The organism is Pontimicrobium sp. IMCC45349, assembly GCF_047219225.1.
Lineage (GTDB): Bacteria > Bacteroidota > Bacteroidia > Flavobacteriales > Flavobacteriaceae > IMCC45349.
This window is the reverse complement of the sequence record NZ_CP178208.1, coordinates 1843616-1858123: the sequence shown is the minus strand read 5'-3', so window position 1 is coordinate 1858123 and position 14508 is coordinate 1843616. Positions and strand designations below refer to the sequence as shown.

At 32.7% G+C, this 14508-nt stretch carries 12 protein-coding genes; 4 read left to right on the top strand and 8 right to left on the bottom strand.

Going from position 1 to position 14508, the window contains the following annotated elements:
- Window positions 1-13 precede the first annotated feature (13 nt).
- Window positions 14-1564, bottom strand: a complete 1551-nt coding sequence (locus ACLII3_RS08605; protein ID WP_412983825.1) for a hypothetical protein — start codon at window positions 1562-1564, stop codon at window positions 14-16.
- A gap of 143 nt (window positions 1565-1707) precedes the next feature.
- On the opposite strand from ACLII3_RS08605, the gene ACLII3_RS08600 reads away from it, so the two are divergent.
- Genes ACLII3_RS08600 through leuB form a run of 4 tightly spaced genes read left to right on the top strand, consistent with a single transcriptional unit; the run spans window position 1708 to window position 5977 of the window.
- A complete protein-coding gene (locus ACLII3_RS08600) occupies window positions 1708-2883 on the top strand; it encodes a 2-isopropylmalate synthase (RefSeq protein ID WP_412983824.1) in 1176 nt (391 codons plus the stop codon).
- Complete coding sequence (gene leuC, locus ACLII3_RS08595) at window positions 2883-4265, top strand: 3-isopropylmalate dehydratase large subunit (RefSeq protein WP_412983823.1); 1383 nt, start codon at window positions 2883-2885, stop codon at window positions 4263-4265. Before ACLII3_RS08600 ends, leuC begins: the two co-directional genes overlap by 1 nt.
- Window positions 4266-4856 (top strand): 3-isopropylmalate dehydratase small subunit, encoded by a 591-nt coding sequence (leuD, locus tag ACLII3_RS08590; RefSeq protein ID WP_412983822.1) that lies wholly within the window; start codon window positions 4266-4268, stop codon window positions 4854-4856. It begins immediately after the preceding gene.
- A 2-nt stretch (window positions 4857-4858) separates the two neighbouring features.
- On the top strand, window positions 4859-5977 hold the full coding sequence (gene leuB / locus ACLII3_RS08585; protein ID WP_412983821.1) for a 3-isopropylmalate dehydrogenase: 1119 nt from the start codon (window positions 4859-4861) through the stop codon (window positions 5975-5977).
- Between the two features lie 65 nt (window positions 5978-6042).
- Here leuB and ACLII3_RS08580 read toward each other — a convergent pair whose 3' ends face one another.
- The 7 genes from ACLII3_RS08580 to ilvD all read right to left on the bottom strand — a co-directional run bounded on the left by ACLII3_RS08580 (window position 6043) and on the right by ilvD (window position 13969).
- The gene (locus ACLII3_RS08580; protein ID WP_412983820.1) at window positions 6043-6621 is read right to left on the bottom strand and encodes a hypothetical protein; all 579 of its coding nucleotides are present in this window, start codon (window positions 6619-6621) and stop codon (window positions 6043-6045) included.
- Between the two features lie 5 nt (window positions 6622-6626).
- Window positions 6627-7067, bottom strand: a complete 441-nt coding sequence (locus ACLII3_RS08575; protein ID WP_412983819.1) for a hypothetical protein — start codon at window positions 7065-7067, stop codon at window positions 6627-6629.
- Window positions 7068-7179: 112 nt separating this feature from the next.
- A complete protein-coding gene (gene ilvA / locus ACLII3_RS08570) occupies window positions 7180-8442 on the bottom strand; it encodes a threonine ammonia-lyase IlvA (protein WP_412983818.1) in 1263 nt (420 codons plus the stop codon).
- A 3-nt stretch (window positions 8443-8445) separates the two neighbouring features.
- Window positions 8446-9945 (bottom strand): ketol-acid reductoisomerase, encoded by a 1500-nt coding sequence (gene ilvC, locus ACLII3_RS08565; protein ID WP_412983817.1) that lies wholly within the window; start codon window positions 9943-9945, stop codon window positions 8446-8448.
- A 57-nt stretch (window positions 9946-10002) separates the two neighbouring features.
- Window positions 10003-10533 carry an acetolactate synthase small subunit gene (gene ilvN, locus ACLII3_RS08560; RefSeq protein WP_412983816.1) on the bottom strand — a complete coding sequence of 177 codons (531 nt, stop codon included), beginning with the start codon at window positions 10531-10533 and terminating at the stop codon, window positions 10003-10005.
- Window positions 10534-10535: 2 nt separating this feature from the next.
- The gene (gene ilvB / locus ACLII3_RS08555) at window positions 10536-12269 is read right to left on the bottom strand and encodes a biosynthetic-type acetolactate synthase large subunit (RefSeq protein WP_412983815.1); all 1734 of its coding nucleotides are present in this window, start codon (window positions 12267-12269) and stop codon (window positions 10536-10538) included.
- 20 nt (window positions 12270-12289) lie between these two features.
- Window positions 12290-13969 (bottom strand): dihydroxy-acid dehydratase, encoded by a 1680-nt coding sequence (gene ilvD / locus ACLII3_RS08550; protein ID WP_412983814.1) that lies wholly within the window; start codon window positions 13967-13969, stop codon window positions 12290-12292.
- Window positions 13970-14508: the final 539 nt, after the last annotated feature.

Sequence of the window (14508 nt, the reverse complement as noted above, 5' to 3'; positions counted from 1 at the left end):
AAAATTTTTAATTTTATTTATTTGATTCGATAAATTTTTCTCTAATAATTAAATCAACCGATTTATTTTCTATTCTACTCTTTAGCCACGAAATAACATCTAAATATAAAAACGCTCTTCGTTCATAAGGATGGTCTTCAAATTGTAATAATTTATCGTGAAGTTTAATAAACTCTCTCCTTATCTCGTGAGGATATATATCACCAAGACCTTTTAAAAACTTAATCATTTCTTTTTGCACTTCATATAAATCTTCCATTTTAATTAAAAACTTAAATGTACTTTTTATAAGTGCATCTAAATTATAATCTAATCCAGCTTCATAATGTGCCACTAAGTTTAAAATCCTAGAGAAACACAACAAGTCTTCACGCATTGCTAAAGATTTATTACTAATTATTTTTTCTAAATAAGCAATACACTTTCTGTTTTCTCCAATTCCAAAATAAAGACTCGCAATTTTATAATAAAACACCATAATGTGGTGTGCATCCAATCTTGATTTGTGCTTATTTATTCCTGTAATAACTTCATCAATTAAAGGCAAACCTTCTTTAAAAGTACCTTCCATAAAGTGAAGATTAAACTTATTTGAATATATATACAGAAATTTTAAACTCTCTACATTATCATCATTTGGAAACCATTTTTTATTAGAAACTGTTTCTAATTCTAATAAAGCGTTCTTGAATTTTTTATGATTTCTAGTAAAGAACAATGCTTCTAACAAATACTGATTTCCTCTTAAAAAGAAAACTGGATTTAACTTAATCATGTTTGGATTATCATAAAACAAATCCACCCATTTTCTAGCATATTTATAGCATGACAAAAAATCTTGAATTAAAAAACTGTACCATAAATATGATTTATATAGCCACAGCTTTTCTCTAAAACCAAGCTTATGAATATCATAAACTGGCATCCTATCATTAAAATAATTTGTAACCCAATGGTATTCTTCATCATTTTTTACATAACCAGTTTTTAAAAATATACCATAAAGCTGCAATGATAAATTAGACAATTTACTAGCAAGTACATTTTGTTGACTCAACTCTTTGGCTTGAATTGTCAACTCATCTGCTCTACTACTTATACTTCTAGTAATATACTGAGATTCAATAACCTTTTCAAGCTCAATAATTTCATAAGCAATATTCTTTTCTTCATTTACAATTGCTAGAGATTTTGCCTTATCTAATATCTTTAAACTTTGTTTATATAAACCTTTATGATAAAGTATAGTAGCAAAGTCTAATTGTTCTCTAATTTGAATTCTAACATTTTGATGTGAAGGATTTAATCTAAGGCTAATTAAAATCTGTTTATACAAATGAGCCTTTACATTAGATAACTGCTGTTTTTTAACAAACCCTTTTTTAAGAATTGCTTCTTCATCATAAACATGAAGCTTATCCAAAATATTAAAAAGCGTCAAAAATTTTGAATCTTCATTTACACCCAAGCGACCTACATAAAGTTTAAACTGTCTTTTTTCTGATTTTGACAGCGACTTTACAAGTACAAATAAATTATCTTTTTGCTCTTTAGCTATAGGCATAAAATTTATTATATTTAATTGATTTTCTGATAATTACACAAAAAATATATTAATTAAACATCGTAAAAACAACTTAAAAAACAAGCTGTTAGATAAACCCAAAATATAAATTCGTAATTCAAATAGAAAATTTATTTTGATAAATGTCAGATTCTAACGTACAAATATTTGATACAACACTAAGAGATGGTGAACAAGTTCCTGGATGTAAATTAAACACAGAACAAAAACTTGTTATTGCTAGAAAGCTTGACAATTTAGGTGTCGATGTTATCGAAGCTGGTTTTCCTGTGTCGAGTCCTGGAGACTTTAAATCGGTTGAAGAAATTTCTAAAATTGTAAAAAATGCTACAGTTTGCGGATTGACACGTTCGGTCAAAAACGATATTAAAGTTGCTGCTGAAGCTCTTAAATACGCCAAGAAACCGAGAATACATACTGGAATTGGAACTTCGGACTCACATATTATACATAAATTCAAATCAAACAGAGCAGATATCTTAGAACGCGCATTTAAAGCAGTTAGTTATGCTAAATCATTTGTTGAAGATGTAGAATTTTATGCCGAAGATGCAGGCAGAACTGATAACGATTACTTAGCTCGTGTATGTGAAGCAGCTATAAAAGCGGGAGCAACTGTTTTAAACATCCCAGACACAACTGGATATTGTTTACCGCATGAATATGGTGCTAAAATCAAATACCTAAAAGAAAACGTAAAAGGTATTGAAAAAGCAATTTTATCTTGTCACTGCCATAACGATTTAGGGCTCGCTACAGCTAACTCTATTGAAGGTGTTATAAATGGTGCGCGTCAAATAGAATGTACTATTAATGGTATTGGTGAACGCGCTGGAAATACTGCTTTAGAAGAAGTAGTGATGATTTTAAAACAGCATCCTTACCTTAATTTAGATACTAATATTAAAACAGAAATGCTTTATGGTTTAAGCCAATTAGTATCAGATAGTATGGGAATATACACCCAACCTAATAAAGCTATTGTTGGCGCAAATGCATTTGCTCACAGCTCAGGCATACATCAAGATGGTGTAATAAAAAACCGAGAAACTTATGAGATTATTGACCCTAAAGCTGTTGGTGTAACAGAATCTGCTATTGTATTAACAGCAAGAAGCGGAAGAGCTGCATTAGCATACAGAGCAAAAAATGTTGGTTACGAATTAACCAAATTACAACTAGATGAAGTCTATTCTAACTTTTTATCTTTTGCAGATAAAAAGAAAGAGATAAATGACAACGATATTCATCAAATTATAGAAACTAGTAAGGTTTATAACGTAATTATTACAGCTTAATGGCAAAGACATTATTTGACAAAGTTTGGGATGCACACGTCGTCGACTCCGTTCAAGATGGTCCTCAAGTTTTATATATAGACAAACATTTAATACACGAAGTAACAAGTCCGCAAGCTTTTAATGAATTAGAAGAACGCGGAATTCCTGTTTTTAGACCTCAACAAATTGTTGCTACTGCAGATCATAATACACCCACTCAAAATCAACACTTACCTATTAAGGATGAGTTATCAAGAAACCAGTTAGCACAACTCTCTAAAAATTGTAAAAAGAATAAAATTACACTTTACGAACTTGGACATAAATACAATGGCATCGTGCATGTCATGGCTCCAGAATTAGGCATCACACAACCAGGAATGACAATGGTTTGTGGAGATAGTCACACCTCAACTCATGGCGCTTTTGGCACTATAGCATTTGGTATTGGCACTAGTCAAGTAGCACAAGTTTTTGCAAGTCAATGTTTACTATTAGAAAAACCTAAAAGTTTACGAGTAACTGTTAACGGAACACTTAAAAAAGGAGTACTCCCAAAAGATGTTATTCTTTATATCATTTCAAAACTAGGCACAAATTCAGGTACAGGATATTTCTGCGAATATGCTGGCGATGTTTTTGAAAACATGAGTATGGAAGGCCGTATGACTGTTTGTAATATGAGTATAGAAATGGGAGCTCGTGGTGGTATGATTGCTCCTGATGAAACTACTTTTGAATATGTAAAAAACCGAGAATTTGCACCTAAAGGAGAAGTATTTGACAAAAAAGTAGCCTATTGGAAAACACTACCAACTGATGAAGACGCTACATTTGACAAAGAGTACTTTTTTGATGCTGAAGATATAGAACCAATGGTTACTTATGGTACTAATCCAGGAATGGGAATTAAAATTTCTGACACCATTCCAACTGAAGAAAACACCTCCTTTAAAAAGTCTTTAGACTATATGAATTTTAAAGCTGGAGAATCTTTAATAAATAAACCAATTAATTACGTGTTTATAGGCAGCTGCACAAACTCAAGAATAGAAGATTTTAGAGTCGCTGCACAATACATTAAAGGTAAACAAAAAGCCAACAATGTAACTGCTTGGTTAGTTCCAGGAAGCAAGCAAGTAGAAACACAAATTGAAGATGAAGGGTTAAAAGCTATTTTTGAATCAGCTGGATTTGAATTAAGACAACCTGGTTGTTCAGCATGTTTAGCCATGAATGATGATAAGATTCCTCAAGGCGAATATTGTGTATCAACATCTAATAGAAATTTTGAAGGTAGACAAGGACCTGGTTCTAGAACCATATTAGCAAGTCCACTTATAGCAGCAGCTACTGCAGTAGAAGGAAAAATTATTGATATTACTAAACACTTAAACTAAATGGAAAAGTTTGTAACACTAACATCGACAGCAGTTCCTTTAGAGATAGAGAATGTAGATACTGATCAAATAATACCTGCACGTTTTTTAAAAGCGACTAATCGAAAAGGTTTTGGCGATAATGTTTTTAGAGATTGGAGATACCATAAAGATGGTTCTTTAAATTCAGATTTTGTAATGAATAACTCTAAATTTTCAGGAAGCATCTTAGTTGCTGGTGATAATTTTGGTTGTGGTTCAAGTCGAGAGCATGCAGCTTGGGCTATTTCAGGATATGGTTTTAAAGTAGTTGTATCTAGCTTTTTTGCCGATATTTTTAAAGGCAATGCATTGAATAATGGCATACTTCCTATTCAAGTAACTCCAGAATATTTATCAGAATTATTTTCTGCCATAAAAAACAACCCTCAAACAACTCTTAAAGTTAATCTAGAAGCACAAACAATAAGTATTGAAAATAACAACCATAAAGAACATTTTCAAATAGATGCTTATAAAAAAACCTGCTTAATCAATGGTTATGATGACATTGATTACCTTTTAAGTAAAAAAGAAACTATTAAAGCTTTTGAAGCTAATAAAACATACTAATTATGAAACTAAACATTGCCGTTTTATCAGGAGATGGTATTGGTCCAGAAGTAACCAATGAAGCCATTAAGGTTTTAAAAGCTATTGCTGTAGAATTTGACCATACATTTTTGTTTAATCATGCAAAGGTTGGCGCAACAGCAATCGATCATTTTAACAACCCTTTACCAGATGATACCTTGGAGTTATGTAAAAAGAGTGATGCTATACTATTTGGAGCTATTGGTCATCCGAAATACGATAACGACCCTTCTGCAAAAGTACGTCCAGAACAAGGCTTATTAAAGCTTAGAAAATCGCTCGGTTTATACGCTAATATTAGGCCTGTAAAAGCTTATGATAGTTTATTAGATAAGTCTCCTTTAAAACAAGAAAACATAAAAGACACAGACATTAGTATTTATCGTGAATTAACTGGTGGCATCTATTTTGGAGAGAAGAAAATTAGCGATGATGGTAATACAGCTTCCGATTTATGTGAATATTCTAAACACGAAATTGAACGTATTGCTCATTTAGCATTCAAATCTGCTCAAACACGTAAAAACAAAGTCACTTTGGTAGATAAAGCAAATGTTTTAGAAAGCTCACGTCTATGGCGAAAAGTAGTGACTGATGTTGCCAAAAAGTATGTAGATGTAGAACTTGATTTCTTATTTGTTGATAATGCAGCAATGCAATTAATACTTAATCCAAGACAATTTGATGTCATTCTTACCGAAAATATGTTTGGAGATATTATTAGTGACGAAGCTAGTATTATTGGAGGTTCAATTGGACTATTAGCTAGTGCTTCAGTTGGTGATAAACATGCTATGTTTGAGCCAATTCATGGGTCTTATCCTCAAGCAACCAATAAAGGCATTGCAAATCCAATAGCATCAATTTTGTCTGCAGCTATGTTATTAGATCATTTTGAATTATTTGACGAAGCCGACTTAATTAGAGCAGCAGTTGAAAGGTCTTTAAAGCTAGAAATTACTACACCAGATTTAAACACAACATACGACAATATTACAACAAGTAAAGTTGGTGATTTTATAGAGGATTATATTTCCAATCCAAAAGACACAAACCTTAATTTCTCTAACATTCACCTAGGACAATCGACTATTATTTAACCAGATTTTTTAAAATTATTTGTTAAACGCATTACTAAAAAGTAATGCGTTTTGTTTATAATTACCTATCGTAATGACTGTGCTAAATACACAATTGCGAAAATCCATCCTAAATATAAAACAGTATAGGATAACGAGTAAATTATTGATTGTAAAACCTGTCCTTTTGTATCTTTTGATTTTGAAAAAACAAACTTTAAAGCTCTAAAAAACACCCAGTACAATATTGTCAAAATCACAAAAATTGAAAACCAAAAAAAAGCCTCTAATAAAACAAGAAGTAAAAAAACTAGAATTGTCATTCCAATCCAAAGCAAGATAGATAACAAAAAACCTCCAATACCTTCTCCTACCTCTACACTTGGAATATCTGGTGATGTCCCTGAACTAGCTATAATATCTCCAGTTTGAAAATCTCTATATTTAGGGAAATTGTCAATTAAGCCAATTCCTTCATACAAGCCATAAGTCATAAATAAAAATAGAGCAGTTCCAATTATTGATAAGGATATATAAAAGTTTGACGTTACAGTTCTATTATAATTTTCTCCAGTTAAGTAAACCGTTAATATTGTAATAAAGATTACAACAAGAGAAACTATAAAAACAGATTTTCCTTTTAAGTATGTTTGTTTAGCTTTCAATTATTTTACATACAATTTTGTTTCACTCTTTCTAAGGCTAAAGGAAATGTTTTGGTCATAAAATCTAAATGCTCATCTAGAATATCAATATCTACCTTAAGTGTATTGTAATTTTCGCCTTCAAATATAGTATAAGTTTCAGTAGTTCCTGACCATTTTTTTGCATCATCATCAATAGGCTGTTCTTTACCTTCAACGACAGTTCCAATATGTTTAAAAGTGATTGTTTTATTTGGAACATGTGTTTCAATAACACTATAAATTCCGCTTTTATCTGGCGCAAGAAACAATACTCTACTACCTACCTCCCAATTATTAGCTACTGTATAAGAACCTTCAAAAAAAACACCAGCCCAATCTTTATACATATCTAAATCCCAAAGTGCTTTCCAAATCTTTTCTTTTTCAGCTTCTATATCTATTGAAAAATACAACCTGTTAATCATGATAATAACATTCTATTTTTAACTATATTTTTTGACAAAACTAAGTTAGTAAAAGAAAATATAACCTTTACACTATTACCATTTCATAGTATTTCTTTAAAGGATATAACAGTTACACCAAAAACTGAAAGAGCTCTGGTTTGTCATTTAAGTAATCACCATAAAAATTATGAAGTTTCATTTTGGTAATAAGCGGTTTTAAATCGGTTGGTGATTTAAGTTGCACACCAACTACAGCTGCTCCATTTTCACGATTTGTTTTTTTAGTATATTCAAAGTGCGTAATATCATCATTAGGTCCTAAAATATCCACTACAAACTCGCGTAATGCTCCAGCGCGTTGAGGAAATGTGATAATAAAATAGTGTTTTAAGTTAGCATGTAACAAAGCACGTTCTTTAATTTCGGCTGTTCTTGTAATGTCATTATTACTACCACTTACTATGCATACTACATTTTTATTTTTTATCTCATCTGTATATTGTTCTAACGCAGCAATACTTAAAGCTCCTGCTGGCTCAACAACAATAGCATCCTTATTATAAAGTTCTAAAATGGTTTCGCAAACTTTACCCTCTGAAACAGTAATCATCTCATCAAGAGTCTCTTTACAGATACTAAAATTTCTATCACCAACACGTCTCACAGCAGCACCATCAACAAATTTTTCAATATGTTTTAACTCCACAACCTTACCATTTTGTAATGCAGTTTTCATTGAAGGCGCTCCCTCTGGTTCAACACCAATTATTTTAGTCTTTGGAGATAGCTCTTTAAATATGGTTGACAATCCTGAAGCCAAACCTCCACCGCCAACTGGCACAAAAACATAATCTATAGGTTGAGTTGTTTGATTTAGTATTTCAAGAGCAATAGTTGCTTGTCCTTCTATAACTTTTTCATCATTAAATGGATGAATAAAGGTTTTATTTAGTGAGCTACACTCTTCCATAGCTGCATGATATGCATCATCAAATGTATCGCCTTCTAATACAATATCAACATACGATTCGCCAAACATTTTTACTTGCTCAATCTTTTGATTTGGAGTTGGCGCAGGCATGTAAATTGTACCTTTTATATTTAACAACTTACATGATAAAGCCACGCCTTGAGCATGATTCCCAGCACTTGCGCAAACAATACCATTTTCAATTTCATGTGCGCTTAAAGATGCTATTTTATTATATGCACCTCTAATTTTATAGGAACGCACCATTTGCAAGTCTTCACGCTTAAACATCACATTACAATCAAATTGCTTTGAATACTGTATGTTTTGTACCAAAGGTGTAACCGAAACAATACCTTTTAGTTTTTCGGCTGCTTTATTTACATCGTGAAGACTTGGAAAATATGTAGTTAGTGTTTGCATAAATTATACCAATATTGGCTCTTGAGCTTCTTGTGTTTTTATAACTTTCATGGCTGTCATAGCAGCACGAAGTACTTTACCTGTAGCTTCTATTGGGTGATTTCTAATAGCATCATTAACTAAAATAAGCTCAATATTATCAACGCTGTTAGAATTTACATAAGGTTTACCTATAACATCTGTAGATACTGTTTTCATAAAATCTACTAACAATGGTTTACAAGCATGGTTAAACAAATAGCAACCATACTCTGCTGTATCAGAGATGATACGATTCATTTCAAACAACTTCTTTCTAGCCACTGTATTTGCAATTAAAGGCAATTCGTGTAATGATTCGTAATAAGCAGATTCTTCAATAATTCCAGAAGCTACCATAGTTTCAAAAGCCAATTCTACTCCAGCACGTACAAATGCTACCATCAGCACACCATTATCAAAATACTCTTGCTCCGAAATATGTTGTGCAGTTGCTGTCGTTTTCTCAAAAGCAGTTTCTCCAGTTGCTGCTCTCCATGTTAATAGGTTTACATCATCATTAGCCCAATCTTCCATCATCGTTTTAGAAAAGTGTCCAGACATAATATCATCCATATGTTTATCAAACAACGGCTTCATTATCGTTTTTAATTCTTCAGATAAATGGAATGCTTTTATTTTTGCTGGATTAGATAATCGATCCATCATATTGGTAATCCCTCCATGCTTTAAAGCTTCTGTAATCGTTTCCCATCCATACTGAATTAATTTTGCTGCGTAACTTGGCTCTATACCTTCTTCTACCATTTTATCAAAAGATAAAATTGAAGCCGTTTGAATTACACCACATAAAATAGTTTGCTCTCCCATTAAATCAGATTTTACTTCTGCTACAAACGAAGATTCTAACACACCTGCTTTATGGCCTCCTGTTGCTGCCGCATAGGCTTTTGCTTGTACCCAACCTTTTCCTTCAGGATCATTTTCTGGATGTACAGCTGTTAATGTTGGTACTCCAAATCCACGAAGGTATTCTTCTCTAACTTCTGTTCCAGGACATTTTGGTGCTACCATAATTACAGTTAAATCTTCACGAATTTGCTGTCCTTGTTCAACAATATTAAATCCATGAGAATAAGCTAGTGTAGCTCCTTGCTTCATTAAAGGCATTACTGCATCAACAACATTACCATGTTGTTTATCTGGAGTTAAATTACATACCAAATCGGCTGAAGGAATTAATTCCTCATATGTTCCAACTACAAATCCATTGCCTGTTGCGTTTACATAAGATGTTCTTTTTTCTTCAATTGCACCTTCTCGTAAAGCATATGAAATATCTAATCCTGAATCTCTCATATTCAGTCCTTGGTTTAGACCTTGTGCACCACAACCAACGATTACAATTTTCTTTCCTTTTAAAGCTAAAACACCATCTTCAAACTCTGAAGATTCCATAAATCGACATTTAGATAATTGTTCTAATTTTTGACTTAATGATAGTGTATTAAAATAATTTGCCATTGTTTTGTTTGTTATTTGTTTATCGGTTTCGACTTCGCTCAACCTGACAATTTTATATTAGTTATTAAATGCTATTAGCATTTCTGATATTTTCATTTCATCTTTAGTGACTGCAATACGACCAGAACGTACATATTGCATAATTCCGAAAGCACTCAACTCTCTATGAAGTTGCTCTACTTCATGTTTTCTTCCTGATTTTTCAAGTACAAAAAAATCTCTATTTACGGTTACAATTCTTGAATTGCTATCCTTTATGATATTTTGAATTTTACGTTCTTCAAAAAGTAAATCTGACTTAATTTTAAACATTGCAGACACTTGATAAATAGTTTCCTCATCAGTATGATAATAGGCTTTGATGACCTCAACTTGCTTTTCTATTTGTCCGATTATCTTTTTGATTTGCTCTTCTGTAAGTTTCACAACCAATGTCCATCGCGATACATTTTCTATTTCAGAAATAGACGAATTAATACTTTCAATATTGATATGTCTTCTTTGAAATATTGCCGAAATCCTGTTTAATAATCCAATATTATTTTCGGTATAAATTGAAACTGTAAAATGTTTTATGTCTTTTTCCATAACTATGCTAATCTTATATCTGAAACCGATGCTCCTGAAGGCACCATAGGGAATACGTTATCTTCTTTTTCTACACATACCTCAAGGAAGTATGCCTCCTTACTAGCTACCATTTCTGCAACAGCATCTGATAACTCTTCTCTTTTAGTAACACGTTTTGCATTTAGAAAATAACCTTTAGCAATAGCAACAAAATCTGGGTTAGTCATTTCGGTTGAAGCATATCGTTTATCAAAAAACAACTGTTGCCATTGTCTTACCATACCCAAAAACTCATTATTAAGTACTACTACTTTAACAGCTGTTTTGGTTTGAAAAATTGTGCCTAACTCTTGGATAGTCATTTGGTAGCCTCCATCACCAGAAATAGAAATTACTTCGCGTTCTGGAGCAGCCATTTTTGCACCAATAGCTGCTGGTAAACCAAAGCCCATTGTACCTAGACCTCCTGATGTGATATTACTTTTTGTTTTGTTAAAATCGGCATACCTACAAGCTATCATTTGATGCTGACCAACATCTGAAACTATAGCAGCTTCACCTTTGGTTTGTATATTAATTTCGTTTAAAACCTCACCCATAGTCAACCCTTCCTTGGTAGGATGCAAGTCATTTTTTATAACCTTTTCAAATTCTATAGCATATAAATCCTTAAACTTCTGATGCCATTCTGAATGCGAATTAGCTTTTAACAATGGTAATAGTTGCTTTAAACTTTCTTTAGCATCTCCTAAAACTGCCACATCTGCTTTTACATTCTTATTTACCTCAGCTGGATCAATTTCAAAATGTATTACTTTAGCTTGCTTCGCATAAGCATCCAATCGACCTGTTACACGATCATCAAATCGCATTCCTATAGCAATGAGCACATCACATTCGTTTGTTAATACATTAGGCGCATAATTACCATGCATTCCTACCATTCCAATGTTTAAAGGATGTGATGTTGGAATTGCTGAAGCTCCTAAAATTGTCCAAGCTGATGGAATACCTGCTTTTTCTATGATAGTCTTTAACTCTTCTTCTGCCTCACCTAGAATCACGCCTTGTCCCCAAACTATCATAGGTTTTTTTGCTGCATTGATTAAATCTGCAGCAGCTTGTACACTACTTAATTCTGTTTTTGGAACAGGATTATAACTTCTGATGCCTTCACATTTTTTATAAGAAAAATCAAATTCTTCAAATTGAGCGTCTTTAGTTATATCGACCAAAACTGGCCCTGGTCTGCCACTTTTAGCTATATAAAATGCTTTTGCCAAAACTTCTGGAATTTCAGAAGCTTTTGTAATTTGATGATTCCATTTCGTTACTGGAGTTGAGATACCAACGATATCTGTTTCTTGAAATGCGTCACTACCAAGTAAATGGGATGGAACTTGACCAGTAATACAAACCATTGGTGTAGAATCTATCTGTGCATCGGCAATTCCTGTAATTAAGTTAGTTGCTCCAGGTCCTGAAGTTGCCATAGCCACACCCACTTTACCAGAAATACGAGCATAGCCTTGAGCTGCATGAGTAGCACCTTGCTCATGACGTGTTAATACATGCTGTAATCTATCTTGATACTTATATAACTCATCATACACAGGCATAATTGCACCTCCAGGATAACCATATAATACATCAACACCTTCGGCTAACAAACATCTTATGATAGCTTCACTACCAGATATACGCTCACTTTCTTGTGTTACTTTTTTCTTTTCAATTGTTTGTGTTGCTTTCATATTCTATTATTTGAAAATGATTAAAACTCATCTGTAACACACCCTTTAGATGCTGATGATACTGTTTTTGCATATTTATAAAGCACACCACGTTTTACTTTTAACTCTGGTGCACGCCATTGTTGTTTTCGTTTTGCTAATTCTTCATTGGACACATTAACTGTTATCGTATTGGTTTCAGCGTCAATAGTAATAATATCGCCATCTTGTACTAAAGCAATAGTGCCTCCTTCTTGTGCTTCTGGAGTGATGTGCCCAACTACAAATCCATGTGTTCCTCCTGAAAAACGACCATCAGTTATTAAAGCCACATCTTTACCCAATCCTGCTCCCATAATTGCTGATGTAGGTTTTAACATTTCAGGCATCCCAGGACCTCCTTTTGGACCTTCGTATCGAATAACAACGACATCACCTTTCTCAACTTTACCAGCTCCAATACCTGCATTAGCTTCAAATTCACCTTCAAAAACTTTAGCTTTACCTGTAAACTTTAAGCCTTCTTTTCCTGTAATTTTAGCTACACTTCCTTCTTCTGCAAGATTTCCATATAGCATACGTAAATGGCCTGAAATTTTAATAGGATTTTCTAGTGGTTTTATCACATCTTGACCTTCTTTTAAATCACTCACATCCAATAAATTTTCTGCTAATGTTTTTCCTGTAACGGTTAAACAATCACCATGAAGCAGACCTTTCTTTAATAAATATTTTAATACTGCTGGAATACCTCCAACATGATGTAAATCTTCCATTAAATATTTTCCGCTAGGTTTTAAATCGGCTAAAAAAGGTGTGTTATCACTTATGTTTTGAAAATCTTCTAAAGTAAAATCTATTTGAGCTGCTCTAGCAATTGCCAAAAAGTGTAATACTGCATTAGTTGAACCTCCAAGAATAGTGACTAATCGTATGGCATTTTCCAAAGATTTTCTTGTAATAATATCTGACGGTTTGATATCTTTTTCTAATAACACTCGCATTGCTTCACCAGCTGCAATGGCTTCGTTTTGTTTGGCATCACTCTTTGCTGGGTTTGAAGCATTAAAAGGCAGTGTCATACCCAAAGCTTCTATTGCAGATGCCATGGTATTTGCTGTATACATACCTCCACAAGCACCAGCTCCTGGAATGGCTTTCTTTACTATACATTCAAACTCTTCTTGCTTCATAGTTCCTGCTACCTTACTTCCCCAAGCTTCAAAAGCAGAAACTACATCTAGTTTTTTTCCATTATGACAACCAGAATCTATAGTGCCTCCATAAACCAATATTGAAGGTCTATTTAATCGAATCATCGCCATTAAAGCTCCAGGCATATTCTTGTCACATCCAACTATAGTGATTAATCCATCATAACTCATAGCTTGCACAACAGTTTCCATAGAATCTGCAATCACATCACGAGAAGGCAACGAATAACGCATTCCAGGAGTTCCCATTGAAATACCATCACTTACTCCAATGGTGTTGAATATTAATCCAACAACATCTTGGTTTAAAGCGCCTTCTTTAGCTAATTTTGCTAAATCATTAAGATGCATATTACATGGATTACCTTCGTATCCTGTGCTTGCTATTCCAACTATTGGCTTATCAAAATCTTCACGTGTTAATCCAATTCCATGCAACATCGCTTGTGCTGCAGGTTGTGTTGGGTCTTGCGTAACTGTTTTACTATATTTATTGAGCTTACTCATTTAATTTAATCTGATTTGATGATTCGAAATTATATTTTGCACTTAATCTATTCATTGCCAGAATATTACTTTTATTTAAACCCACTTCCCTTTAAAAAATATCAACTCATTAATTATCAATTACTTATGATTTGTTTTTTATGATAGTCAGTTGCATTTTATTTATAAAAAAAACCTGTATCAAATTGATACAGGTTTTTCATTATAACATAACAATCTGTATCAACCTATATCAAGTTAATAATGACGATAATGCTAATAATTACTACTATGTTATGTTTTAATCTCATTTATATTTATTCCATAAAAAAAGCCTTCTGTAAACAGAAGGCTTTTTAATATTTTACTTTTTACAATACCTTCCTATCGTTGTGAAATAATCACAGCAATGCTAATAGAAATGATATTTAAAATTTGTTTTTTCATTTTGTTAGATCAAATTTTGATAATTTATTTTATATAACCAAATATTTTTATCAGAAAAAAAATCACTTTTCACTTTACACACATCTATCTTTCAGGTTTTTTTTCGGTTTAAC